Source organism: Lactobacillus sp. ESL0677 (genome assembly GCF_029392875.1).
GTDB lineage: Bacteria > Bacillota > Bacilli > Lactobacillales > Lactobacillaceae > Lactobacillus.
On sequence record NZ_CP113946.1, the window covers coordinates 1,292,223 to 1,316,020 of the forward strand.

25 protein-coding genes, 1 tRNA gene and 1 other annotated feature are annotated in these 23,798 nt (G+C 41.3%); of the genes, 4 read left to right on the forward strand and 22 right to left on the reverse strand.

All coding sequences use genetic code 11. From position 1 onward, the window contains the following. Positions 1-36 precede the first annotated feature (36 nt). From OZX76_RS06270 to OZX76_RS06340, 15 genes are all read right to left on the reverse strand, one after another. On the reverse strand, positions 37-477 hold the full coding sequence (locus tag OZX76_RS06270; RefSeq protein ID WP_277178780.1) for an ASCH domain-containing protein: 441 nt from the start codon (positions 475-477) through the stop codon (positions 37-39). Further along, on the reverse strand, positions 446-1,327 hold the full coding sequence (locus OZX76_RS06275; RefSeq protein ID WP_277178782.1) for a GNAT family N-acetyltransferase: 882 nt from the start codon (positions 1,325-1,327) through the stop codon (positions 446-448). Before OZX76_RS06275 ends, OZX76_RS06270 begins: the two co-directional genes overlap by 32 nt. Continuing rightward, positions 1,324-3,009, reverse strand: a complete 1,686-nt coding sequence (recN, locus tag OZX76_RS06280; RefSeq protein WP_277178784.1) for a DNA repair protein RecN — start codon at positions 3,007-3,009, stop codon at positions 1,324-1,326. Before recN ends, OZX76_RS06275 begins: the two co-directional genes overlap by 4 nt. Before the next feature lie 9 nt (positions 3,010-3,018). Continuing rightward, positions 3,019-3,831: a TlyA family RNA methyltransferase gene (locus tag OZX76_RS06285; RefSeq protein ID WP_277178786.1), complete on the reverse strand. Its 813-nt coding sequence runs from the start codon at positions 3,829-3,831 to the stop codon at positions 3,019-3,021. Next, positions 3,832-4,698 carry a polyprenyl synthetase family protein gene (locus OZX76_RS06290; RefSeq protein ID WP_277178788.1) on the reverse strand — a complete coding sequence of 289 codons (867 nt, stop codon included), beginning with the start codon at positions 4,696-4,698 and terminating at the stop codon, positions 3,832-3,834. It lies immediately after the preceding gene. A 1-nt stretch (position 4,699) separates the two neighbouring features. After that, positions 4,700-4,942 (reverse strand): exodeoxyribonuclease VII small subunit, encoded by a 243-nt coding sequence (locus tag OZX76_RS06295; protein WP_277142330.1) that lies wholly within the window; start codon positions 4,940-4,942, stop codon positions 4,700-4,702. Next, the gene (gene xseA, locus OZX76_RS06300) at positions 4,923-6,290 is read right to left on the reverse strand and encodes an exodeoxyribonuclease VII large subunit (RefSeq protein ID WP_277178790.1); all 1,368 of its coding nucleotides are present in this window, start codon (positions 6,288-6,290) and stop codon (positions 4,923-4,925) included. Before xseA ends, OZX76_RS06295 begins: the two co-directional genes overlap by 20 nt. Then, positions 6,280-7,128, reverse strand: coding sequence for a tetrahydrofolate dehydrogenase/cyclohydrolase catalytic domain-containing protein (locus tag OZX76_RS06305; RefSeq protein WP_277178792.1), 849 nt, complete (start codon positions 7,126-7,128; stop codon positions 6,280-6,282). The genes xseA and OZX76_RS06305 overlap by 11 nt, the downstream gene beginning before the upstream one ends. 49 nt (positions 7,129-7,177) lie before the next feature. Next, positions 7,178-7,576 carry a transcription antitermination factor NusB gene (gene nusB, locus OZX76_RS06310; protein WP_277142336.1) on the reverse strand — a complete coding sequence of 133 codons (399 nt, stop codon included), beginning with the start codon at positions 7,574-7,576 and terminating at the stop codon, positions 7,178-7,180. Then, on the reverse strand, positions 7,554-8,012 hold the full coding sequence (locus OZX76_RS06315) for an Asp23/Gls24 family envelope stress response protein (protein WP_277178794.1): 459 nt from the start codon (positions 8,010-8,012) through the stop codon (positions 7,554-7,556). The genes nusB and OZX76_RS06315 overlap by 23 nt, the downstream gene beginning before the upstream one ends. Positions 8,013-8,030: 18 nt before the next feature. Next, positions 8,031-8,600, reverse strand: a complete 570-nt coding sequence (gene efp / locus OZX76_RS06320) for an elongation factor P (RefSeq protein WP_277133560.1) — start codon at positions 8,598-8,600, stop codon at positions 8,031-8,033. Between the two features lie 70 nt (positions 8,601-8,670). Next, positions 8,671-9,780, reverse strand: coding sequence for a Xaa-Pro peptidase family protein (locus OZX76_RS06325; RefSeq protein ID WP_277178796.1), 1,110 nt, complete (start codon positions 9,778-9,780; stop codon positions 8,671-8,673). A 147-nt stretch (positions 9,781-9,927) separates the two neighbouring features. After that, positions 9,928-10,221, reverse strand: coding sequence for a 50S ribosomal protein L27 (rpmA, locus tag OZX76_RS06330; RefSeq protein WP_277129453.1), 294 nt, complete (start codon positions 10,219-10,221; stop codon positions 9,928-9,930). 17 nt (positions 10,222-10,238) lie between these two features. Beyond that, on the reverse strand, positions 10,239-10,550 hold the full coding sequence (rplU, locus tag OZX76_RS06335) for a 50S ribosomal protein L21 (protein WP_277133556.1): 312 nt from the start codon (positions 10,548-10,550) through the stop codon (positions 10,239-10,241). Between the two features lie 13 nt (positions 10,551-10,563). After that, positions 10,564-10,641 (reverse strand) — a sequence feature (ribosomal protein L21 leader region). Positions 10,642-10,780: 139 nt separating this feature from the next. Beyond that, positions 10,781-11,620, reverse strand: a complete 840-nt coding sequence (locus tag OZX76_RS06340) for a YitT family protein (protein WP_277178798.1) — start codon at positions 11,618-11,620, stop codon at positions 10,781-10,783. Between the two features lie 150 nt (positions 11,621-11,770). Here OZX76_RS06340 and OZX76_RS06345 point away from each other — a divergent pair, with 150 nt between their 5' ends. Then, entirely contained in the window at positions 11,771-12,082 is a 312-nt protein-coding gene (locus OZX76_RS06345) for a hypothetical protein (protein ID WP_277178800.1), read from the forward strand. A gap of 60 nt (positions 12,083-12,142) precedes the next feature. On the opposite strand, the gene OZX76_RS06350 is transcribed toward OZX76_RS06345, so the two are convergent. Continuing rightward, positions 12,143-13,471 carry a DUF2325 domain-containing protein gene (locus OZX76_RS06350; RefSeq protein ID WP_277178802.1) on the reverse strand — a complete coding sequence of 443 codons (1,329 nt, stop codon included), beginning with the start codon at positions 13,469-13,471 and terminating at the stop codon, positions 12,143-12,145. Positions 13,472-13,556: 85 nt separating this feature from the next. Further along, a complete protein-coding gene (locus tag OZX76_RS06355; RefSeq protein ID WP_277178804.1) occupies positions 13,557-15,338 on the reverse strand; it encodes a DUF2207 domain-containing protein in 1,782 nt (593 codons plus the stop codon). Positions 15,339-15,521: 183 nt separating this feature from the next. On the opposite strand from OZX76_RS06355, the gene OZX76_RS06360 reads away from it, so the two are divergent. Both OZX76_RS06360 and OZX76_RS06365 read left to right on the forward strand, forming a co-directional pair. Beyond that, a tRNA-Arg gene (locus OZX76_RS06360) sits at positions 15,522-15,595 on the forward strand. 414 nt (positions 15,596-16,009) lie between these two features. Then, a complete protein-coding gene (locus OZX76_RS06365) occupies positions 16,010-16,645 on the forward strand; it encodes an SAP domain-containing protein (protein WP_277178806.1) in 636 nt (211 codons plus the stop codon). A 39-nt stretch (positions 16,646-16,684) separates the two neighbouring features. On the opposite strand, the gene OZX76_RS06370 is transcribed toward OZX76_RS06365, so the two are convergent. After that, a complete protein-coding gene (locus OZX76_RS06370; protein WP_277178808.1) occupies positions 16,685-18,043 on the reverse strand; it encodes a serine hydrolase domain-containing protein in 1,359 nt (452 codons plus the stop codon). Positions 18,044-18,472: 429 nt separating this feature from the next. On the opposite strand from OZX76_RS06370, the gene OZX76_RS06375 reads away from it, so the two are divergent. Beyond that, positions 18,473-19,510: a PTS sugar transporter subunit IIC gene (locus tag OZX76_RS06375; protein WP_277178810.1), complete on the forward strand. Its 1,038-nt coding sequence runs from the start codon at positions 18,473-18,475 to the stop codon at positions 19,508-19,510. A gap of 43 nt (positions 19,511-19,553) precedes the next feature. On the opposite strand, the gene OZX76_RS06380 is transcribed toward OZX76_RS06375, so the two are convergent. From OZX76_RS06380 to mdcA, 4 genes are read right to left on the reverse strand one after another with little or no spacing between them, the layout of a single operon-like run. Next, on the reverse strand, positions 19,554-20,174 hold the full coding sequence (locus OZX76_RS06380) for a malonate decarboxylase holo-ACP synthase (RefSeq protein WP_277178812.1): 621 nt from the start codon (positions 20,172-20,174) through the stop codon (positions 19,554-19,556). Further along, the gene (gene mdcD, locus OZX76_RS06385) at positions 20,165-21,838 is read right to left on the reverse strand and encodes a biotin-independent malonate decarboxylase subunit beta (RefSeq protein ID WP_277178814.1); all 1,674 of its coding nucleotides are present in this window, start codon (positions 21,836-21,838) and stop codon (positions 20,165-20,167) included. Before mdcD ends, OZX76_RS06380 begins: the two co-directional genes overlap by 10 nt. Beyond that, a complete protein-coding gene (locus OZX76_RS06390) occupies positions 21,828-22,127 on the reverse strand; it encodes a malonate decarboxylase subunit delta (protein WP_277178816.1) in 300 nt (99 codons plus the stop codon). Before OZX76_RS06390 ends, mdcD begins: the two co-directional genes overlap by 11 nt. A gap of 24 nt (positions 22,128-22,151) precedes the next feature. Continuing rightward, a complete protein-coding gene (gene mdcA / locus OZX76_RS06395; protein ID WP_277178818.1) occupies positions 22,152-23,795 on the reverse strand; it encodes a malonate decarboxylase subunit alpha in 1,644 nt (547 codons plus the stop codon). Positions 23,796-23,798 lie beyond the last annotated feature (3 nt).

Sequence of the window (23,798 nt, forward strand, 5' to 3'; positions counted from 1 at the left end):
AAAGCTCGAGAACTAAAAATTCTCGAGCTTTTTTGATTATGAAATTTTGGCAAACACTTCACAGACAACTAGTGTCTCGTCATTAAAGGTCCAGCCTTCTTCTTTACACTCTTTAGTAAAGAAATCAACATGTGCCTGATGCCAATATGCATACGTGCGGTCGCCCTCGCCCTCATGATAAGCATGCTCTTGTGATACCTGCTTAAAGGGCATTACCTCACAGACCTTGTTTTGCACGACGCAAACTGGCTTATTAGAACCATCCAGAATAATGCAATATTTACCCACTTGCGCCAGACTATCCTCTGGCACATAAATGCTAGTTGTTGCCGTTTTTATTCCCCGATTAACTAGATCAGCTAATTTGTCAGCCATTTTTTTCGTGTCGCCAAAGGCAAATGCCTCATCCAACTCGCTAGGATTAATTGCTCTTTCATTACAAAAATTACGCCAATACTGTTCTATTTGTGCATTCATTTTTCACCAAATAAACTACTTCCGTGGCAACCACAAAGCCAGCATTCTTGTAAACATGAATTGCCGCTGGATTGTCACAGTCAACTTCGATAGAAAATTCCTTACAACCCTGTTCTTGTAGAGTTGCCATCATCTGTTTAATAAAGAACGTTGCAAAACCCCGACCGCGAAATTCTTCGGCAATTAACAAGCCAAAGAAATAATCCGATTGACCGCAGTCAACGCCGCAATAGCCGACAATTTTATTTTGATAACGTAAGACAAAACTTAACCCAGTTGGATCCTTCAACCCTTGAACTAAATAGTTCATCGTTGTCGTTAATGGCTCGTCAAAAGATGCATGATAAATTTTAGCAACTTCATCGACATCATCCGCTGTCATTTGCTCGACTGTTAATCCTGCAAGCGGTGAAGCCTTAACTGCCTTACTTGCTTTCATATAATATTCAGAGTCGGTAATTGTTAAAGCAGTATTCTTTAGAAAATCTGGATTTTGCTGTAAAAAGATTTTTTCAGAGACAAAACTATATTGGGAATAGCCATACTTTTGTGAAATTCTAACTGCATGTTTAAACATTTCAGTAGCAATACCCTGCCTGCGAAAGGCAGGAGCAACGATAATACTCAACTCGACTTCGCTACCTGGTTCCTCATCAGCATACAGCATAGTTAAGCCAACCAGCTTCTGCTTACAATACGCTAACACAAAAGTTGACATCTGCGAAAAATAATTATATTGATTGCTCAAATAAGGATCTTTAGTTGTTTGGTCAAATTGATGAACCTCATTAACCAGCTGATTTACGGCTTCAAGTTCACTAGCAGTTAAAGCCACTTCTTCAACGATCATTGTTTCTTTTTAAAACTCTCCATCAAATCTTCAGCATTCTGTTTAGCAGCTTCCGTTACGTTGCTGCCAGCCATCATTTCCGCAATTGCGGTAATTGTTTCCTCTTGCGTCAATGGCCCAATCTGGGTGTAAGTGGCGCCATCCTTAACTTGTTTAGCCACCAAGTACTTTTGGTCCCCTGCAGCTGCCACTTGCGGCGAGTGCGTGATCGCAATGACCTGTTTACTTTCACCAATTGAGTGCATCTTGGCACCAATTGCGGCCGACACCCGACCAGAAACACCAGTATCAATTTCATCAAAAATCATGGTACCAACTGGTTCTACCCGGCTAAAAATCGCTTTTAGCGCTAAAATTAACCGCGATTGCTCACCACCAGAAACAATCTTAACAAGCGGCATCAAATCCTCGCCGGGATTTGGTGCAATCAAGAAGACAATTTCATCAGTACCCTTACTGGTAAAAGTTGTCGTACTCGAAAAATCAATCGCAAACCGTGCTTTGGCCATATAGAGATCGGCCAATTCTTGCTTGATTTTTTCTTCAAGACTGCGGGCAACTTGCTCGCGCGTATCGTGCAATCCTCGCGCTTCTTGCGTCAGCTTGTCTTCAATTTCGGCAACCTGCTTCTGCAATTCTTCTTCATCAAGACCACCAGTTTCATATTGCCCTAGTTCCTTTCGCACTTTTGTATAAAACGCAAAAACATCTTCAAGATCTGGGCCATACTTCTTCTTCAGCGAATTTAAGGTATCTAACCGGCTAGAAACATACTGGTAACGTTCCTCATCAAAGTCCATTTCATCTAGGACATTCGATAGTTCTCCGCGGGCATCACTTAAAGCATACACCCCATCATCAATTGTCTTGGCAATATCCTTAAACTTGGAACCATATTCACTCAACTCGTTGGCAGCATTTTGCGCGTCGCCAATTAACGTCTCAATACCGTGCTCGTCATCATCATATAATTGCATCAAATAATTGGCAGTATCGACAATTTTCTGATAATTGTTCAGCTCGTTAAATTCTTCTTCAAGTTGCTCATCCTCATGGACATCTGTCAGGTTAGCCGCAGCCAATTCATCATTTTGAAATTTTAAAATGTCCTGCTTTTGTGCCAACTCCTGCGCGTCTTTACGCAGATGATTGAGCCGTGAAGTTAAAGTTTGCCACTTGGCAAAATCCTTTTGATAGCTTGCTAGAGCTGTCTTAAAACTTGCCGGCGCGTAATTATCCACTAAATCAATCTGCCGATCCTGATCCATTAGTATCTGCTGGTCATTTTGACCGTGAATATCAACTAAATAATTGCCTAACTCACGCAAGACATTAATGGTCGTCAACTGACCATTAATGCGCACCACGTTGCGACCCTTGACAGCCAGTTCACGACTAATTATCAGCTGACCATCAGAATCTGGCAGACCATACTTTTCACATAATTCAGTGATTTCATTAGTACCCTGATTAACCTCAAATAATCCCGTGACAACGGCTTTTTTTTCACCGCTGCGGACCATTTCTTTTTGACCGCGCCCACCCATCAAGAGTGACACAGCATCAATAATAATTGATTTTCCGGCACCAGTTTCACCAATTAGCACCGTCATATTTTCTTGAAAGCGAACCTTCAGCGCCTTGATAATGGCAAAGTTCTTAATATCCAGCTCAACTAACATTTTTAACTCCTAAAGTTCATGAACTGCCCGTTCTACAACCTCTTCTGGCGTACCTGACCACAATTTTTGACCACCATTATGTTCTTCTTTTTGTAAATGAATCAAAAATTCAATGTTGCCCTTGCCACCCTTAATTGGCGAGTAGTCAACATCAAGGACATTGAAGCCAACCTTCAATGCCTGCTCAATTGTGTGTTTAATCACAGCACAATGAACCGCGTGGTCGTGCACGATACCGTGCTTGCCCACATTTTCTGGACCAGCTTCAAACTGCGGCTTGATCAGACAGACAGCATCACAACCATCTTTTAAAATTTCAAACATCGGCGGCATAATTAAATCCAGCGAAATAAAAGAAACATCCGTCATGGCAAAATCAGGCAAGCCTTGGGTAAAATCTGCTGGCTTGCTATAACGAAAGTTTTGCTTTTCCATGACAACTACACGGGCATCATCGCGCAGCTGCCACGCCAGTTGGTTATAACCAACATCGAGGGCATAAACCATCTTGGCACCATTCTGCAATGCCACATCGGTAAAACCACCGGTTGAGGCACCAATGTCTAAACAAATTTTATTATTTAAATCAATTTGAAAAGACTTCAGAGCTTTTTCTAACTTGAAGCCGCCACGTGAGACGTACTTTTTGCCATCATCTTTAATATAAAATTTTTCATCCTTGGGAAAGCTCGTACCGCTCTTATCAATGCGTTGATGATTATGATCGGATACTAGTCCGGCCATAATTGCGCGCTGCGCTTGCGTTCTTGAATGAAAAAGGCCCTGTTCTGCCAATAAAATATCTGCTCTTTTTTTCGTCATTTACAGCACCTTTTGGTATAAATCAAGAAAGCCAGCTAATACACTACCATTCAAACCAGCTAAACTGTCTTGGCCATGCTTAACCAAGCCAGTTAATTCCTGACGACTCTGCTCAATTCCCAGCAAAGTTAAAGTGTTATTCTTGCCTTCTTCTTGATCCTTATGAGTTGCCTTGCCGGCTTCCTCACTCGTTTCTACAACATCAACCAAATCATCATAAATTTGGTATGAACGACCAAAGTCATGTGCAAATGCCATCAGTTTAGCCTTTTTATCAGGATCAGTTCCAGCGTAGGTTGCCGCCATCTCAACGCAAGCAAGGATGAGACAACCAGTCTTCAACCATTCCATTCGATTGATGAACTGAGCATCGTCGGCTACGCTAGCATTATTGGTCGAATCAATGTCGAGATATTGACCGCCAACCATGCCATTAGGACCCACTGCCTGAGTAATGATTTTAACCAAATCAGCAGAATGGCTGCCTGAGGCAATCCATTCAATTCCCATTGGCAATAATGCATCCCCAGCTAAAATCGCTTCGGCTTCGCCCCACTTTTTATGGCTAGTCAACTTACCCCGGCGATAATCATCATTATCCATCGCTGGCAAATCATCATGAATTAATGAATAGGTATGAATTAATTCAATGCCGCAAGCAATGCGAACTTCTGGTTCACTAATCGGCTTATCTAACGCAGCCAAAGTCGCTAAAAACAGCAGTGGGCGTAATCTTTTACCACTAGCCATTACTGAGTAAGCCATAATCTGGCTAATCTTTTGATCATCAACTTCACTTGCTAAATGCTTTGTTAAATATTCATCAACAACTGGTGTCCATTTAGTTCTAAATTCTTTAAAAGTCATATTATTCCTCTGGTGCTGCTGCATTATTTGGATCTAGCTGGTGCTCTGTCCCGTCACTATCAATTAATTTAGCAACAGTTTCTTCAGCTGCCGTCAATTTTTGATTCAAATCACGGCTCAACTTGACTCCTGCCTGGAATTCCTTCAAAGCATCTTCTAGTGGCACGTTGCCGTTTTCCAAGTTTGCTACAATCTTTTGTAATTCCGTTAATTGTTCTTCAAAATTATTCTTCTTTGTTGCCATCGTTTGTTCTCCTAACTGACTTTACAATTGCCTTGGCATTACCATCTTTAAAGTGTAAGTTAATTTCATCTTTTACTTTAAGCTGCACGACTGAACTAACAGTTTCCCCCTGATTATCAGTTGCATACGCAAAGCCGCGATTTAATGTTTGCAAGGGACTATAATCATTCAATTGCTGGCCAATTTGCCCTAATTGGTGGCGTTTTTCTCTTAACATATTAGTCATATTAGTCTGCAATTTTTGATAATAAAAATCTTCTTGCTGCAACATCTGCCTAATTTGACCAGTTAGATTAGTCCCAAGCAATGCTTGCTTAGACAACTGGTAACGCTGGCGAGAACGCTCTAATTGGTGTTGCATATTATTAATTAACCGCTCACGCAGCATATCTAATGTTTGTGCTTGCTCATCGTATAACCGCGTTGGCTCACGCATAATCACCGAATTATTAATCCGATTAAGAGCGTCTCGCCGCACGCGAATTATATTTTGCATGCTTGACAATAAACTGCTCTGTAATTGATGAATATTAGCTAATTCATCCGGTAAATTTGGTGTTGCATATTCCGCAGCTGCAGTTGGTGTTGCTGCGCGACTATCAGCTACTAAATCACACAGCGTTGTGTCAGTTTCATGACCAACTGAAGAAATTACGGGCATCGACATCGCGTAAACTTGCCGCACAACTGCTTCTTCATTAAACGGCCACAAATCTTCAAGCGACCCACCACCACGACCAATGATCATGACGTCATATTTATCACCATACGACGAAATTTGCTTCATTGCAGCTATAAGCGATGCGGCAGCACGGTCGCCTTGAACTTGTGCTGGAAATAAGTCAACTTCAGCATGGGGAAAGCGCCGATTAACAGTTACCAAAATATCGTGAATAACGGCACCCGAAGCACTTGTAATTACCGCAATATGATCGGGAAAATGTGGCAGTGCTCGTTTATGCTCTTGCGCAAATAAGCCTTCCTTAGCTAGCTTGGCTTGCAATTGCTGCAGCTGCTCATAAAGCGCACCTAATCCAGCTGGCTCCATTGATTCAGCGTAAAACTGATAAGACCCCTGCGGACCATAGACACTAACATAGCCGGTCACAAAGACCTTCATGCCCTCTTCTGGTCGAAATTTAACTTTATCAAAGTAAGACCGAAACATGACCACATTGATTTTGGATTTTTCATCTTTTAACGAAAAATATTGATGTGAATTACGCCGAAAACGAAAATTTGACAATTCACCTTGCAAAAAGACTTTGTGCAAATAAGGATCATTTTTAAATTTTTGCGTAATGTAATAATTCAAATCCGTAACGGTAAGATATTTATTATCTGCCATGATTTCTCCTTGTTAGCTTAACCACTTGCTCCATCAGTGATTCAACTGTTAGTGGGCCAATGCCGCCAGGAACTGGAGAAATGTAACTTGCCTTGGGTGCAACCTCGTCAAAATTAACATCACCGATAGTTCGACCATTAACCCGATTAATCCCGACGTCGACAACAATGGCATCTTGCTTAATCATCTCAGCTGATACCAAACCAGCATGCCCAGCCGCTGACACTAAAATATCTGCCCTCTTAGTATATTCGGAAAGGTTCTTAGTCTTCAAGTGTAAAATGGAAACTGTTGCATTTTGTTCCAGCATTAAAGCAGCCAATGGCTTACCAACAATACTGCTGCGACCAATGATTACGACATTTTTACCTTGTAAATTAATTTGGTAATGTTTTAACAAAGCTAAAATACCGTGAGCAGTTGCCGGTTCAACAAAGTGATCGCCGCGCCACAAGCGCCCGACGTTGCTCGGCGTCAAGCAATCAACGTCCTTGTCAGGACTAATATGTTCTAAAGCCTCATTTAAATCAATTTGCTCAGGTACTGGCAATTGAATCATAATGCCGTTAACTTGTGAATTAACATTTAACTGGTCAATCAATGCTAACAAATTTGCTTGGCTTTCATCAGCTGGCAATTGATAAACTTTCTGCGCAATTCCAATTTCCTGTGCACGTCTTTTTTTCGTCCGCAAGTATATTTTACTGCCTGAATCATCACCAATATTAATTACGCAAAATAATGGCTCAATTCCTTGCTCTTTTAATGCACTAACCTGCTGCTGCAATTTACCCGCTAGTAAGTTAGCCAAGCTTTTACCGTCCAGAATCTGCCCCATCAATAATTCCTTTTCTATAAAAATAGCCGGCTTCACAGCCGACTATTAGTTATTTTTCAACAAAATTTGCCAAAACACCATTAATAAATGGTTTAGTCTTTGGATCGGCAAACTCATCACATAAATTTAAAGCCTCATTTACTGCTGCCTTAGGCTCGATTTCATCACTATACTTAATTTCGTATAAGGCAACTTCCAGAATAGCAAGAGTAATTTGATTAATTCGGTTAATCCGCCAGTTCTTCTTTAAGTGACTAGCAAGTTCACCCTTCAACTCATCCCGTTTAGTAATTACGCCTTCAATTAGAGTTTTCGAATAAGCAGAAAGTTCTTTTAAATCAAGCGCTATAACAGTTTTAGCTTCAACATCTGCCGGCAGCATTTTAATATCTTGATTAGCCAAATAAACCGCCTGCATCGCAACTCTACGACTCTCGTGTTGATTCATTTTTACTCTTTTCATCAATGTCGGGAAACAGCTTTGAAGTTTCACTGTTATCCTTGTCCTCATCCTCTGGGAAGACTAATCCGGTCACGTGAACGTTAATTTCTTTAAGGGTTAAGTCGGTCATCTGCTTAACTTGCTCTAGCAAACTGCTTTGCAAAGTCATTGCAACCTTAGGAACATAACTGCCCGCTTCAACGTTAATATAAACTTCAGCAATCAAGTTATGGTCTTCGTCAAGACTCACTGTAACACCCTTACTGCGATCCTCGCGTCCTAAAACCCGGTTAATCCCAGATCTGACACTGCCGCGCATTCCGGCAACACCGTCAACTTTTTCGGCAGCAATGCCCATGATAACTTCAATAACACTAGGATCAATTTCAATTTCTTCACCGTTATTTTTATCGTCTAAGACAATTTTTGAACTATCTGCCATTTTGTTTACCTCGAAAAACTACTTATTTGCGCGAGATACGTATGTACCGTCTGCTGTATTAATAGTTAGCACATCGCCTTCATTGATGAAGAACGGAACGTTAACTACCAATCCAGTTTCCATAGTCGCTGGTTTACCACCACCGGAAGAAGTATCACCTTTGATATTAGGTTCTGTTTTAGCAACTGCTAAATCAACAGTATTGGGAAGTTGAATTCCCAAAGTTTTGCCATCGTGCATAATGACACTAACATCCATATTTTCCTTAAGATAATTAGCTTCATCCTTAACTTGTTCGTTAGCAATAGCTAATTGGTCATAAGTGGTTGTGTCCATGAAAACATAACTTGAACCATCATTGTACAAGTATTGCATAGCCTTGGTTTCAATTTCTGCAGTTTCTACCTTAGCAGTCGAACGGAAAGTATTTTCCTGAACTGCACCTGTAGTCAAGCTCTTAAGCTTTGAACGAACAAAAGCACTACCCTTACCTGGCTTTACGTGTTGGAATTCAACAATCCGCCATAAATCATTATTAAATTGAATGGTTAGACCGTTCTTAAATTCGTTAACTGAAATCATTGTCATATTGAGTACCTCATCTCCATAATATATCTTACCAATTTGCGCATAATTTTACTATTAATAATATTTAAATTTACAAAGAAATTAATTCATCTTTAGGTAGGGTAGATAAGGTTTCCGGCGTTTGATCGTGAACCAAAATATCGTCTTCAATCCTTACACCACCCTTATTTGGTAAATAAATTCCCGGCTCAACGGTGTGAACCATGTTGTTAACCAGCTCCTGTTTACCAAATGGCAAAGCAGGTTGACACAATTCATGAATCTCTAAGCCAATACCATGACCGATGCCATGACCAAAATATTCACCATAGCCTTGCTCTTTAATATAATCACGAGCCGCCTTGTCAACATCACGACCGTGATTGCCAGCAACTGCCGCAACAATCCCGCGCCTTTGCGCTTCGTGCACAATGTCGTAAATCTTGGGCATTTCACGGTCGACCTTGCCGACAGAAACAGTGCGCGTAATATCAGCTGCGTAGCCATGATAGAAAGCACCAAAGTCAATCACTACCATGTCGCCGTCAGCAATCATCTTGCTACTTGCAACGCCATGAGCCCAAGCTGATCGAACACCAGAAGCGATAATTGTATCAAAACTTGGGCCATCGCCGCCATTAACCTTAAACAGATAATCAAGCTTAGCACCGATATTACGTTCGACTGCACCAGGCTTAACTAATGGCAAAATCCCATTAAAACTATCCATTGAAATGTTGATTGCCTGCCGCAAAGCTGCAAGTTCTAGCTCATCTTTCACGTTGCGGACGCGTTCAACGAGTTCTTCACAAATAATAAATTCAATTTCTGGATTTAACTTTTGCAAATTAGCAAATTCAACCGCCGAAACAAATTCACCTTCAATCAGGACCTTTTTAAGATTAGTTTGCCCTAGCTGGTTGCTAATTTCTGCGTCTTGATCGCCGTGCTTCATAATTACCGTTAATTCACCGGGAGCCTGTGCCTTAATCTGACCAGCAAATCTGGAGTCCGATAATAAAATACGGTCTCCTTGAGCTGTTAAAATTAACTGAGCTTCTTCACCAGTGAAGTTGGTTAAATAGCGATAATTAGCCTGATTAAAGATTAGCAAACCATCAGCGTTCTGCGCCTTAATAAGTTCTGTAACTTCAGCAATTCGTCTATTTAAAAGTGTTAATAATTGGTCTTGTTCATCCATTGCGTGCACCTCTTACGGAAAAATACTTAATTCTATTTTACCGCTAAAAACGCACGTTTGACTATCCTACTTAAATATTAAATAAAATTAAAAATGCATAAAAAAGACGAGAAGCACGTGCTTTTCGTCTTTTTCTTAAGAACTAAATTACTTAGCTTCTTCTTCGACTGGAATAACAGAAACTTGCTTTCTGTATTTGTCCAACCGTTCAAACTTAACAACACCGTTTACTAATGCAAACAATGTATCGTCTCCACCTTTACCAACGTTTTGGCCTGGGTGAATGTGTGTACCACGTTGACGGTAAATAATAGTACCTGCGTGGATAGTTTGACCATCAGCAGCCTTAGCGCCTAAACGACGACCAGCTGAGTCACGACCGTTAGCAGTAGAACCTCCACCCTTGTGGTGGGCAAATAATTTAAGACCTAAAATATTCATATCATTTCACCTCTGAATTAAGCTTCAATTTTTTCAACTGTAACCTTAGTATAAGGTTGACGGTGACCATATTTTGAATGTGAGTGCTTCTTAGGCTTGTACTTGAAAGTAACAACTTTCTTTTCCTTGCCTTGCTTTTCAACTTTAGCAGTTACTTTAGCACCCTTAACTAATGGGCTGCCGATTTTAACATCTTTACCATCAGAAACAAGAATGACTTCATCAAAGGTAACTTCTTTGCCTTCTTCTACATCAAGCTTTTCTACAAAAATAGCGTCGCCTTCAGCAACTTTGTATTGCTTACCACCGGTTTTAATAATTGCGTACATTACTGCACCTCCAAAAAATACTTAGACTCGCCAATCGAGGTGCTTTTTTAAAAAAGACTTTTTACCTCGAAATGTGCGGTTGCAGATGTGGAGGTCTCCACAAATACAACTACTTTATGATACTCCCCTTATGAGAAGTTGGCAATAAAAAATTCTTGAATATTAATAATGTATTGCCTGTTAACCTGGAATTAAGCAGCACTTTTACATTAGAAATTACTTGTCTAAATTTATATTTGCCACTTGCCGCCATGAACTTTGGCAATATTTTCAGTAACAATAAACGCTTCGCCGTCAATTGCCCGCACTTTAGCAACTAGTTGTCCATATTCATTAGGGTTAACCACGATTACTAGCTGCTGCTTATCTTCGTCGCTATAACCACCAACGACATTGTACACAGTCAGACCATCATAATCCTGCTGCAGCATCTCTTTAATCTGCCCAAGGTTTTCATTACTCATAATGGTTACCTGATATTTTTTGTCTAAGCCTGTTTCGGTATAGCGCATTGTTAACGTAGTAATAATTTGCGAAAAAGCCGCCAGCAAGACTGCCTCGATGCCGTCGACAAAGACGTTCAATAGTATAATTGACATATCAAGCATTAGCAACGTTAAAGTTGGTTCAAGATAAAAATATTTCTTAAAAATTAATGGTGGGATTGTAGTCCCTCCAGCCGACGCGTTAATTCGATAAAGCATCGAGACGCCGATGCCCATTAAGACACCGCCATAAATAACCGCCAGCATGTTATTTGAAGTTAGTTTAAAGCTCGGTGTTATTACCATTAAAACTGGCAATAACAGACTGCCTAAAGCCGCCTTTTTTAATGTTTCTTTACCTAAAAAAATTGTTGCTAAAATTAGCAAAAGCACGTTTACAACCAGAACCGTTACCGAGCGATTAATACCCCAAACAGCATCAACTAATATCGCAATTCCCGTGGAGCCACCGGCTGCGATATTAATTGGCGCATAAAAGAAGTTAATTGCAATCGTGATTATTTCCAGCCCCGCTAAGAAAAATAACCAATATTGCCACGTATGTGTTTGTTTATTAATTGTCATCTCATCTTCCTTCCAAAATAAAATTATTACTTCATATTATAATAAGAAAACAAAATTCTCTTCAAGAAATAAACAAAAAAGTATTAATTTATTGTAAAAATCAACATAAGATATACTTAATATTTTTTATAACAGATTTAGGAGATTGCAATGCAAACTGAACTAGAACAAATGGTTAACTTGACTAAAGACAAACTTACTTTTTCTACGTTACAAATTAATTTTATGCTTAACAATATTGGCAACGTTGATTCACACTTGCGAGACGATATAATTTACACTTTATTTGCTCGTGGTTTTATAGAAAATTGTTTTACTAGTCAGCAACAAAAATTAATCGTAAGTTCTTGGATAAAGATGTTACACACTTGGCTTTTCCTTATTCCTAAAGAGCCAACTATCTACCAAACGCTCATTCAAGAAATAACAAAGTACTATCACAAAATGGGTTATCAACTATAATTTATCAATCCACCTAATTAAAAAAGCTCAGAGTAACATACTCCGAGCTTTTAACATTAATTATTCTGTTTTATACTTAATAGTTTGGTTGCCCTCATATGCCGGCAAACCTTTTGCAGCACGGTATAATGCTCGCTCGAAAGCCTGATAACCTTTACTTGAGCTGACCGCAAATTTGACATTATACTTACTGGCAAATTCACGAATATTCCACGTACTGTCATGGGCCGCAAATGCTGTCACCAAAATCACAATATCCAAATCCTTAATTTGATTTTCCATGACCTTTTTCTTGCCCTGAAAGGCATCTATGGGAATTGGGATTCCGTGATAACGATTGACAATACCTTCGAGCATTGCCTCATTTTGATTATCACCAATGGCAATACCGACACGGCTGTAATGCAAATCCATGTCTAGCTTGGTAATGGCAACCTCATCTTGAACTGCCTTAACCTTTTTCTTTTTAACTGCAGGTTTTGACTTTGGTTGGTCAACTTGATAAATCCACCGCAGCTGAATGGCATCCGCTGGATTTTTCTTCAAGCGGACATCCCCGTCATACCATGCCAAATCCACAATTGAGCCATCAACTAGTTGAACATTACCCTCTTGGAACTGACTTGAATCAATCGGAAGCAAGACTGACTTACCCCGAATCCGCAGCTTTTGCCCCTTGATATTGCGACTAACTGACAAGTGACCAGTCCGGCCCTGCACAACTGCGTATTTAAAAGTGGAAATTTTATCAACTTCAGTTGCCGCTAGCTGACGAAAACCGACAACGCGCAAGATTGTTGCTTCATAATTAGGATTATTTTCTTCAGGAACTGCTTCAACAATATCACCGCTCTTTAAATTAAGAGAATGAATTTGTGATTCCTTTAAGGTATAAACGCGCTGATTATTGCCATTAATCAGGTCGCAGCCGCTAAGAAGCCGTATTACTGTATAGCGCTTGCCCTTACGATAATCTCGTACAGGCTTCTCCTTAGGCTGCATTGCTTGCTCGAAGATTTTCTTATTAATTACATCTTTAGTCGTGCTTGAAGCTTGAATTGCCTGTTCTAATTGACTTAGGCTTTTACCATAACTAGCGCCAATATTAGGTGTAAAGGTCAACCGATGAATTGCCGACAATGCCGTGTTCTTAGCACCAGGGTCGCCGGGAGTAGAAATTAAGTCAGCTAACCCCGTCAACAGTAAATTTACTTGCTTGGCATCGACCTTAACGGCTGTATCCCGAGTTTTCACAGTTGCTTCAGGCGCGGCGCCATCATTGGCCATCCCTAATATCATCTTAATTGCAGCCAACCCGTTGCGCAGACTTTTATCATCGCCCGCGGTTTGGTTTAAAATTCTTTTTAAATTATTTCGATAATCAAACATTTTTCTCAACTTTTCTAATCTGATTATTCTAGTATATATCAAATGAAAAAAGCCCGACAACAGCCAGACTTCAAACTTATATTTTTTAAAAGGCACCACCACCGGAGCCGCCACCAAAACCACCAGACGAGCCGCCGGAAAAGCCACCATTGGCACCTGTACTCGAGGACCCAGACGAAATTCCACTGGTAAAGCTAGAATTAAAACTTGCCGCGAAACTATTTTTCCCGCTCAAATAAAATGGTGCGTAATAATAGAAGCCGTCATTCGCAAATTCTTCTTGGCTAAATTCAATTTTCAGTTGTTTAACAACCTTGTCTGCGAGGTCAAAAGCCACGGCATACGGCAAAATATCTTCCCAAAGAATCAAATCGCCAACAGCCCGCATTTTGAAATTGCCAATATCAGACAACATCTTTTTAAAGCCGCGAACCTGTTCTGCCTCTTGAGCTCCTTCTTTTGTATATAGTGAAATTTGATTTTTCGCACGGAAATACGCTGCGATGCCAAGCAAAATGATAATCGTCTCGCCGATTGCAAGCTGCATCTTATACTGACCGAAGATTCCCCACGAAAAGAGCACTAAGATAAAGCTGATCGCAAGCAAGAACAAAATTGAACCCAAAGTAAACGAGCGCTTGTCATACAGGTCAGACTCAAGATAGCCTTGATCTTCAACCCCTGTGAATTGCGTGTCAGCCCAACCATCGAACTTGTTTCCCAATTTTTTGCTATGATACTGGCGCAATTCACGTGTCGTAAATGATTGTCCGTCGCCAAGATCATTAAACAAGAACTGCATTAATGGACTAGCAGTTAAAATTTTTGGGTCTTGCAATGTAATCCGATAATATACTTTATGATGCACTAGATAATCGTCCAGTTTAACCTGCTTCTGCACCGCTAACTGCATTAAGTAAGCAGTAAAAGCGCGACTATCGGGCTTACGACCGCTGTCCAGAATTTGCGCGGCCACTGGCGTAACTACAGGAAGACTGTAGTTATGCCTTAATTGTGACATTTTAGTAGGCTTGAACCCTTGCTTTTTAACAAATATACCCTGCAAAATTGCGCCGATGCCAGTTAGTAGTGCAACTGCAATCATTACGGCGTTAATAATTCGATCGCGCTTGCGCTCTTGGTTAGCCTTCTTAACCAAAGCCGCTTCCTTCCTAATTACTGCCTGGCGGTGATTTTTGTTAATCACATTTTTGTTTTGCGGCGTAACTGTTAATGGAAAAATCGTGTGGACTTCAACGCCAGTATCACCGTCTAAATCATCAACGTGCATTACAATCTTACCTTGATTGGGCAAAACTTTAATTTCACCGTTTAACGGTCCGTGCGCCCAAGCCTGTAAGTTTTTAACTTTGCCAGGGAAAATCACACTTGCCTGCACGTGATCTAAGTCTGTATCCCAGCCATTCCCAATAATCATAAAGTTAAGCTCAGCAGTGTCGCGATAATTGGTAACAGCATTCGTTATCTGATAATGGTAAGTTACAGTCAGCCTATCGTCCTCACTAACGGCATGGTAAACTTTAAAGCGATAACCATCGTCATTATGCTCAATTGAAAAATCATCAGCGGTTTGCTCAGGTTCATTGTTGTCTTTAACAGTGACACTAACGTTCTTAACCGCTTGTTTTTTGCCCAGATTTTGCTGGTAATAGACGCCATGCATGTCATCGTTAAAATCGTACCTAATCTGCCGCGTCATTGTTAGTGACCCGTTGGCGTTAACTTTTGCCGTAACATTAACGTATTCGATATCGTATTCATCATCAGCATGAACATTTTGACTAACAGTCAGGCCAAGTAGTACTACACTTAGCAAGACAAAAAGTCGCACTAGTTTACGTTTCATTAGTTTCTCCCATAAATTTATTTGCCTTAATTATACCAAAATTCAGTCACTTCAATGACTAATTTTTGCCGTCATTCTGCGGCTTATGCACTTATTTGAAAATAAATAAAACTTTTTGTTGCAATTAGGAAAACTTTTCTCTATAATAGTTAATGTTCTGTGAAGGACAAACAAACATACAATGGTCTGGTAGCTCAGCTGGATAGAGCAACGGTCTTCTAAACCGTGGGTCGTGGGTTCGAATCTCACCCGGATCATTAAATAGAAAAAGCAGTTAAGATTTTGATGCAAAATTCTTAGCTGCTTTTTTTCTTTTTAAAAATTAGCATGTATTACTCATCTAAAAACATGTATACTGAAATCATGAATTAACCCTAAATACAACACAATTATATATAGAAAGGGCAACACAATGGAAATTACTTCTAGCCCAGCAAATTTACTATTGCAAGTTATATTAACAATCATCACCCTCGCCCTTAGTCTGTACCTCTTGTACCCTCTTTATGATTTTTGCCAAAAAAGACGGCACCAGCAACCAGCTAAGTACAAAACATTAAGAATCTGGCTCAGTAGCTTGGGCGGCGTCCTTGTTCTGCTATATTCACTCAACCTGATGTGGACAGTCTATATAATCATTGTTCATCACTTTTACTAATAAAAATATATCCATGAGCCAACTTACACTAACTGAATTTAAGCAAAAATACTTTTACAAGACCGAGCTTCAAGACCTGTGCAGGCAATACGGCCTACCAACATCTGGAACTAAGGCCGAACTCAATTCGTACTTAGAAGCGTTCTTGTCCGGTATTCCTAGAAAACAAATTAAGCCTGCCAGAAAAAAACAAAATGTGCGCCAACTTGCAGCCGATGAAATCACTTTAACAACGCCAATTGTCAATTCAGGATTTTCTTTTAATGATGCTAGTCGGCAATTTTTTGCGGAATACTTTCACGTTGACCATTTTTCCTTTAAAAAAGAAATGGCAATTATTAAGCGAGCAGCTGAAGCTCGCCACGACACACAAATGACTATTGGTGACTTAATTGCTCAGTATCAGGATTTGACGTCGACTAAGCAGAGCCAACAACTCGTTAGCCAAACAGCTGAGGAAAACACTTATCAGTGGAACAACTTTGTCCGTGCGTTTTGTCAGGATACAGTTAGTCAAGAGTTTGATAGTAAGCTTAAAGTTGCCGCTATTCTATGGCAGCACGTTAAGTCTTCAACTAAGCCCAAAAAATTTACGCCTAACTTAGTTGAAATTTACGCCGCAGAAATTAATCAATTTAGAAAAAAATAAACAGGAACTTCTCAGTATCTCGAGAGGTTCCTGTTATTTTTATTTTCTAAAAATCGTTGGCTTACCCAGCGCCGGTTCAGTCATAATTTCCAAACCATTTGCCGTGAAATCAAGTGGCAGCAAAGTATCATAAATTTTAATTTCAACAAATTTATCACCATTACTATTAGCAATAATTGGGAATGACCACGGTCCAATAGCGGCCAACAAATTGCCATCTTGCTCACTGATCGTAACAATTCCATAACCAGGATTGCGATAGTCGCCTAGTAATTCTGGCTTAGCCTTAACTGGTTGCGGATTCTCGCCTTCGGCTTCACTAAACTTACGCTGCTTAGTTGCCAATCTCTGAGCCATGAAGTCCGACGAAGTCTTAATCCAATCATGCTGCTCAAGGCCTGCAAAGGTATCAATTGTTTGGTACGCAAGAGCAAAAATCGCATCGGTTGAGTCCAAGTTCATTGTCGAAGCAAATGCCAAGTCAAGTTCCGGAATAAAGCCCAAGAACGAACAATAACCAACATACGAACCGCTATGGAACAGGTATTTATAACCATGATAATCTTCCATCATCATGCCCAAACCATAATTAGAGAAGTGAGCACCGCCGTATGCTCGGTCAACCGTCATAATTGATTGTGGCTCGTAGCGCTGCATGGTAATGCCAGTACCAGTTTGGGCAGTCTTTAATTGGAATTTGCCCCACTCAAGCAGGTCAGAAATGCTGGCAAGCATACTGCTGGCACCGCCAACCTTTCCCGGCGCAATAAACGGAACTTCACGCAAGTTGCCATGATCTAGCAGGTATGGTTTGGCAATACGGCTGCGCTCGCATTCATGGTGATTGATAAAAGTACTATTTAACTTCAGCGGTTTTAACAAGTTCTCACGAATATAAGAACCGTAATCCTTGTTAATTACCTGCTCCATGACATAAGTTGCCACCGCAAAAATCAAATTGCTGTACTGCATCTTAACGCGCAATTCGTGATTGGGCTCCAAATGCCCAACTGCTTCGACCTTTTGCGCTAGCGTCAAGTCCTGCTTGTTCCAATTAGTAAACCGCATCCAATCGTGAGCCGGCAACCCACTCTGGTGGCTCAATGCATCCCGCCATGTCAAATGTTCAGTTACATACGGATCAACCATGTTAAATCCCGACCAATACTTTTTAAGTGGCTCATCTAAATCAATTTTGCCCTCATCAGCTAACTTACAAATAGCCGTTGCTAAAAAAGTCTTCGAAATTGAAGCCAGCGGATACAATGTGTCCTGCTCAGCATCACCATAGACATGGCTATAAGTTTCTCCCTGATAATAAATTCCCAAACCTAAGCTTGGCAACCGGAAGCTTTGCCGGATTTTTTCGGCATAATTATCGATTTCTTGGGTTTTCATGAACTAAATCCTCCTTATATCTGTTCAAATTATAGCATTTATTATCATGCTTAAATTAAAATTTTCATAAAATCTTATTTTTTAACACCTTGTATCATTTATTTACTAAAAATCCAGATGCTATTAAGCGAATTTTACTTTTTTTACCAATTTTGCTTGCCTTTTTAAAAATACTTTAGTATCATATTTATTAAATATTTATGAGAGGTGAGTCATGATGACGACAATTAAACAAATGAATCAACCACAAGTTAAATATTATTTTCGGTACTTTCACAATTTGATCTGAGTGCCGAATTTGTCATTACATTTAGACACACGGGTCAAGTAATTTTGATGACTGTGTGTCCTAGTTAAGTACTTTCTTCTTAAAAAGAAGCTCGCACAGTTGTCGTCCTGTGTGAGTTTTTTTATTTAGGAGAAATTTCAATGAAAACTGTTAAACAAATCGTTTTAGATACCTTAAATGGCTTATCAACTGGAATTGTTGTCGCTCTAATTCCTGGAGCCTTGGTCAACCAACTAGTTAAGGCTCTTGTCCCCACTTGGCCTGGGCTAAATTTTATCCTCGCGTTAACAGCATTTGCGGCTGGACTCCTGCCGGCAATCAGTGCTGTTTGCGTCGGTATGACAGGGAAATTGACGCCAATTCAAACATCCTCCTTGGCCTTAGCTGCAACAGCTGGTGGTGGTAATTTTGTAATGACTAATGGCAAAATCGCCGTTAACGGTAGTGGCGACGTCATTAACACGGCGATTACAATCATGATTGGCTACGGCTTGATTTTACTGTTAGGTAAAAAACTCAAGGCATACACAATTTTGTTAGTACCCCTGCTAGTTTTAGTCATCGCTGGTGGTCTTGGTTGCCTAACCAAGATTCCAGTTGGCCAATTATCGACACTAATTGGTATCGGCGTCGAGCACCTGACCAACTTGCAGCCAATTCTAATGGGCATTATCATGGGAATCGTGTTTGCTTTACTGATTGTTTCCCCAATTTCTTCTGTCGGCATCGCTACAGCCATCAACTTGGTTGGTATTGCTTCTGGCTCCGCCAATCTTGGCATTACAGCTGCTAGCTTCAGTTTAGCAATTTTCGGTTGGCAAGCTAATTCGCTTGGTACCTCAATCGCCCACTTCCTAGGCTCACCTAAAATGCAAATGGCCAACTTAATGACCAACCCAAAGTTGCTGGTACCCGTGTTAATCAACGCCGGAATTGCTGGCGGGCTCGGAGCAATCTGCAAAATTAGTGGTACCCCAATGAGTGCTGGCTTTGGCTTTTCGGGATTAATTGGACCTCTAGCAGCAATGGCTGGTCGTCCTGCAAATGCAGCTAACATTACTTTAATTGTCATTCTTTTTGTAGTCGTACCCATTGCCTTAGGACTGTTGATGAATTACATTTTCAGCCATCAACTGCATTACTTCACAAGTAAAGACTTCGAACTTGATTTCAGTTAACAAATAACCCCTACTTCACCATGAAATAGGGGTTATTTGTTAACTAAAATTGCCAAGGGTCACTCACCAATTTGGGACCCGTTGCTGTCTTCAATAAGATTGTCGTTGCTCGCTGCTGCGCAAATTCTTCTAGTGAAAAGCCATTTTGACCGCTGACAACCTGAATATCAACATGAACTGCCGGAAAAATTGCTTGCAATTGTTCAATTAAAGCACGCGCTTCTTGATGTGACAGCGGAGGCATATTCGTCAAAATAACATCAATATCAGAAGTCAAACTAACTACTGGCAGCCCCGTAACCAGCTCAAACTGCAAGCTGCCACTGACTCCCCAATCATAGTTATCAAACAGCGGCATAATTTTGCGCAATTTTATAAAAGCCGGTAATTGGGCACGCTCTTGCGCTAACTTGGGTAAATAGGTTAGCGCCTGCTGCGGACCAATTAATTTTCGCCACTGGTTACGTGGTAAAAAAGCTGCAAAGCGTTGACTTTTAATAAAACCTCGAATACCAACCGGAATTTGCGTGCCCTGTTTGCCACGCCTGACAATGACATAAGGTGCTTGCTTGAGCACTTTTTGTGCCCAAGATGGCAAGGGCTGCGGTTCTAGTGAGGCAATACCTGTCAATTCAATTAAGGTATGTGGCGGAATTAATGCCATTCTTCAGTCATCAACTTCCGCACCCGATTAGTAGCCTTGCGCCCGCCAGCTGCACCATTAACAGCAATTTTGTTAGTGTAGCGGAAAGACAGGTCAGCTGGCGCACCTTCTAAGCTGGCAAAGGCATCATCTAAGGCTGCCTTGACCGTTAATACTGCTTGCTCATCACTGTCGTAACCCTTAACTTGCGGAATTAGGCGGTACAAGGCACCTAATTTTTGGTAATTTTCAATATCATAGGCCATCGCCGGAACATGCTTAGTAGCTTCTTCAAGTTCCGCAATCGTCCGCTGCGTAATCCGCGCGCTTGAGGCCTTACTCATTGCCTGAACCGTGATGGTCATATCATCTAATGCCACTAACCGGTTAGATTGCAGCCCGTGTGCCAAAAAGCCACCGGAAACTGCATCCCCAACAATTAATGCCACTACCTTATGCCCACTCTGCCTTGCCCGCGCGTATGCACTTGCACTAGCTGCCAGAGCCATGTGAATGCCAATCAATTCTTCCTTATAACCATAGGCTTGACTGGGCACATCAACAATCATTACAATCGGCGTTTTCTGTGATTCCTCCTTATCCTTGTCAATTAAATCATTGACCACGCTAGCTATCGTAAAGCCTTCTTCAAGACCAACTTCACCGTGTCGAACTCGCGGAAAACGGTTATGGGCATCTGGCACAATTGCAATGTACTCGCGATTATCCTTTTGCGCATGTAACACCGTGGCTACTCGACTGGTGGCATTTTTAATACCGGTCAACAACTCAAACCAATTGCGGCCACGAGACTTGGTCCCGGGCTTACTACCAGTTATTGCAGCGGCCAAATGATGTGGTTTAACTTCAACTGCTTGATACAATCGATTATAAGTTGGAATATCCAGCGGCTTTTTTAAGTCAAGACAATCCAGCAGTGATAAGTAAAAGTCACTACGCTGATCGCGATGACTATCCTTCTTCTTGCAGATCGCCTCATAGATTGCCTGTTTGATTGAGGCAACATCATCTGCAGTAACTTCATCAATAATGCCAGTCTTTTGTCGCTGCTTGGTTCCCAAAGTATCCCAAATCAGATTTTTATCGGAAGAATCCCACTCACGCACACCGGCTTCTTGCTCAATTACTTCGGGACCATTCAAGCCAATTCGTGCCTTATCCGTGCCAATGACGTATGACAACAGCGCATTAGTAATTGACATACCGCCAAATGAGCCAACGCGTCCCGGCACCAACCCAATTACTGGAACGTACTTCTTCAAGGCAATAACCATATTATGAATTTCAGAAATCGAAAGCAAACCATAATTCGCTTCCTGCAGCCGCACACCACCTGTATCCAAAATCAAAATTGGATAAATAGTTTTCCCTGCCTGATTATCAGCTAATGCTTGTTCCAGTGCCGCCACAATTTTGGCACCAGAGACCTCACCAATACCGCCGCCTTGAAATGAACCTTCGATTGAAATGACAACTACCTGCTTGCCCTTCATCGTCCCTCTCATAATCACAACGCCGTCATCTGACTCTGGCACGATATTTTGCGGCTCTAAGTGTGGTGAAATCAGGTCATCAAACGGCCCGATTAATTCGCACTTTGAACCTTGATCAAGCAATGCCTCTGCTCTTTGACAAGCATGCAATTCCACAAAACTATTGTTCATCTTTCAATGCCTCCATTGCCTGAGTAAGACGTAAATTCACAACACCCGGTGTAGCGCCATAATCATTAATTTCAAACTTGGCCAACAGCGGATAACGAGCAAAAAAGCGTTCTAAAACATTCTGCCAAACTTTTTGAAAGCCATCACTACCAGTAATAATGTCAAGCTCCGATCGCTTTGCCATAGTTGGACGCATAATTATTTCCAAATCACCGGAAGCGACAACGCCAACATGAACAGATCGTGCAATTGGCTCACGTGCTGCAAAACTAAAATGTAACTTCTCCATAATTTTAATTCTCCTCTATTAAACTTAGCTCCAACTGCGAAACTTAGCTGGTGGTGTGTACAGACCCTTGGACCACTTAACAAGGTCTTCCATATTTTGCGCTGCTAACAGCGAGCGTGTTGCCTGATTCCTTTTCACATCTAAATCCTCAGGAAAAGCAACTATGCCACGCTGACGCAAATCCTTAACTGTTACCGGATTAGAACGCAAGCCAACTGGTGTCACGCCGGCGATCGCCTCAATAGCTGCCTGTCGTTCCGCCATACTGTCAGTCTTGTACAAATAGGCAATACCTTCTTCAGTGACGATATGTGTTGTGTCCTCGGAATAAATCATGATGGGCACGTTCTTCAGTTTAGCTTCTTTTTGCACCTCAACTGCATCAAGCTGATCGACAAAAACTGGCTTTTTATTGGCGCCAAAAGTTTCTACCATTTGCACTACCAACTTTTGTCCCTTGCCTAATGGGTTATCATCAGGCCGCAAACTTTGCCAAGCAGGTGTGGAATGCCGCCGTCCTGTCGGGTTCGACCCCATGTTAGGCGCACCGCCAAAGCCGGACAGCCGCCCGTGAGTTACCGTTGAAGAATTACCGTACTGGTCAATCTGCAACGTTGACCCGACAAACATATCGAGCGCGTATTGCCCAGCCATTTGACCATAAGCACGGTTTGAACGCATTGTCCCATCAGGGCCAACAAAGAAGACATCCGGCCTGGCAGCAATGTATTTTTCCATTCCAACTTCACCGCCAAAAGAGTGAATTGATTCAATCCAGCCCGATTCAATTGCCGGAATTAATGTTGGTGTTGGGTTGACCTCCCAGTTAGGAACAATTTTACCTTTTAACCCCAGCTGCTCACCATAGGTCGGCAGTAATAATTCAATCGCCGCAGTGTTAAAGCCAACCCCGTGGTTAACTGACTGCACGTTGTGCTTTTCATAAATGCCCCGAATAGCCATCATTGCCATCAAAATTTGCAGCTCCGTAATGTTTTGCGGATCACGAGTAAACAGTGGCTCCAGTTGATACGGTTCATCTGCGGGAATAATCACGTCGACCCAATCTCCCGGAATATCAACTCGCGGAACTTGATCAACGATTTCATTTGCCTGCACAATCACAATCCCGTCATGAAAAGCGGCTGCTTCAACAATTACCGGTGTTTCTTCGGTATTATAGCCCGTATACAAATTACCCGCGCGGTCAACCTTATCGGCAGCAACCAAAACAACATTGGGGATTAAGTCAATATATAATCTGGCATATAATTCTAAATACGTATGAATATCGCCAACTTGCAAAGTGCCGTCGGCAATCATCTGCGACACCCGCGTACTTTGCGGGCCAGCATACGAAAAATCAATTTTGCTGGCAATTCCATCCTCAAAAAGATCCAAATGTTCAGGCCGAGAAATACTGCTCATAATCATGTGCAAATGGTTAACCTTTTCTGGATCAACGTTGGCCAATGTTTTAGATAAAAAGTTGGCCTGCTTTTGGTTATCGCCTTCTAATACGACCTTATCGCCGGGATTAATCAGGGCTTCCAGAACTGCTGTGGCATCTTCGGTTTTAGCAAACTTACCATCTAATAGCTGACTGGCATTAGTCAATTTTTGCTGTTTGGCCTCACGATGTGTGGCCCAATTTCGTCTTTTACTCATTTT

Coding starts and splice junctions, on each gene's coding strand:
- OZX76_RS06325 (WP_277178796.1), bottom strand. CDS start 9,780: ATGGATGAACAAGACCAATTATTAACACTTTTAAATAGACGAATTGCT.
- OZX76_RS06345 (WP_277178800.1), top strand. CDS start 11,771: ATGCAAACTGAACTAGAACAAATGGTTAACTTGACTAAAGACAAACTT.
- OZX76_RS06295 (WP_277142330.1), bottom strand. CDS start 4,942: ATGGCAACAAAGAAGAATAATTTTGAAGAACAATTAACGGAATTACAA.
- mdcD (WP_277178814.1), bottom strand. CDS start 21,838: ATGAACAATAGTTTTGTGGAATTGCATGCTTGTCAAAGAGCAGAGGCA.
- OZX76_RS06370 (WP_277178808.1), bottom strand. CDS start 18,043: ATGAAAACCCAAGAAATCGATAATTATGCCGAAAAAATCCGGCAAAGC.
- OZX76_RS06380 (WP_277178812.1), bottom strand. CDS start 20,174: ATGGCATTAATTCCGCCACATACCTTAATTGAATTGACAGGTATTGCC.
- OZX76_RS06355 (WP_277178804.1), bottom strand. CDS start 15,338: ATGAAACGTAAACTAGTGCGACTTTTTGTCTTGCTAAGTGTAGTACTA.
- OZX76_RS06305 (WP_277178792.1), bottom strand. CDS start 7,128: ATGGGGCAGATTCTGGACGGTAAAAGCTTGGCTAACTTACTAGCGGGT.
- efp (WP_277133560.1), bottom strand. CDS start 8,600: ATGACAATGATTTCAGTTAACGAATTTAAGAACGGTCTAACCATTCAA.
- OZX76_RS06340 (WP_277178798.1), bottom strand. CDS start 11,620: ATGACAATTAATAAACAAACACATACGTGGCAATATTGGTTATTTTTC.
- nusB (WP_277142336.1), bottom strand. CDS start 7,576: ATGAATCAACACGAGAGTCGTAGAGTTGCGATGCAGGCGGTTTATTTG.
- OZX76_RS06315 (WP_277178794.1), bottom strand. CDS start 8,012: ATGGCAGATAGTTCAAAAATTGTCTTAGACGATAAAAATAACGGTGAA.
- mdcA (WP_277178818.1), bottom strand. CDS start 23,795: ATGAGTAAAAGACGAAATTGGGCCACACATCGTGAGGCCAAACAGCAA.
- recN (WP_277178784.1), bottom strand. CDS start 3,009: ATGTTAGTTGAGCTGGATATTAAGAACTTTGCCATTATCAAGGCGCTG.
- rpmA (WP_277129453.1), bottom strand. CDS start 10,221: ATGAATATTTTAGGTCTTAAATTATTTGCCCACCACAAGGGTGGAGGT.
- OZX76_RS06350 (WP_277178802.1), bottom strand. CDS start 13,471: ATGTTTGATTATCGAAATAATTTAAAAAGAATTTTAAACCAAACCGCG.
- OZX76_RS06365 (WP_277178806.1), top strand. CDS start 16,010: ATGAGCCAACTTACACTAACTGAATTTAAGCAAAAATACTTTTACAAG.
- OZX76_RS06390 (WP_277178816.1), bottom strand. CDS start 22,127: ATGGAGAAGTTACATTTTAGTTTTGCAGCACGTGAGCCAATTGCACGA.
- OZX76_RS06270 (WP_277178780.1), bottom strand. CDS start 477: ATGAATGCACAAATAGAACAGTATTGGCGTAATTTTTGTAATGAAAGA.
- OZX76_RS06290 (WP_277178788.1), bottom strand. CDS start 4,698: ATGACTTTTAAAGAATTTAGAACTAAATGGACACCAGTTGTTGATGAA.
- rplU (WP_277133556.1), bottom strand. CDS start 10,550: ATGTACGCAATTATTAAAACCGGTGGTAAGCAATACAAAGTTGCTGAA.
- OZX76_RS06375 (WP_277178810.1), top strand. CDS start 18,473: ATGAAAACTGTTAAACAAATCGTTTTAGATACCTTAAATGGCTTATCA.
- OZX76_RS06275 (WP_277178782.1), bottom strand. CDS start 1,327: ATGATCGTTGAAGAAGTGGCTTTAACTGCTAGTGAACTTGAAGCCGTA.
- OZX76_RS06285 (WP_277178786.1), bottom strand. CDS start 3,831: ATGACGAAAAAAAGAGCAGATATTTTATTGGCAGAACAGGGCCTTTTT.
- xseA (WP_277178790.1), bottom strand. CDS start 6,290: ATGGCAGATAATAAATATCTTACCGTTACGGATTTGAATTATTACATT.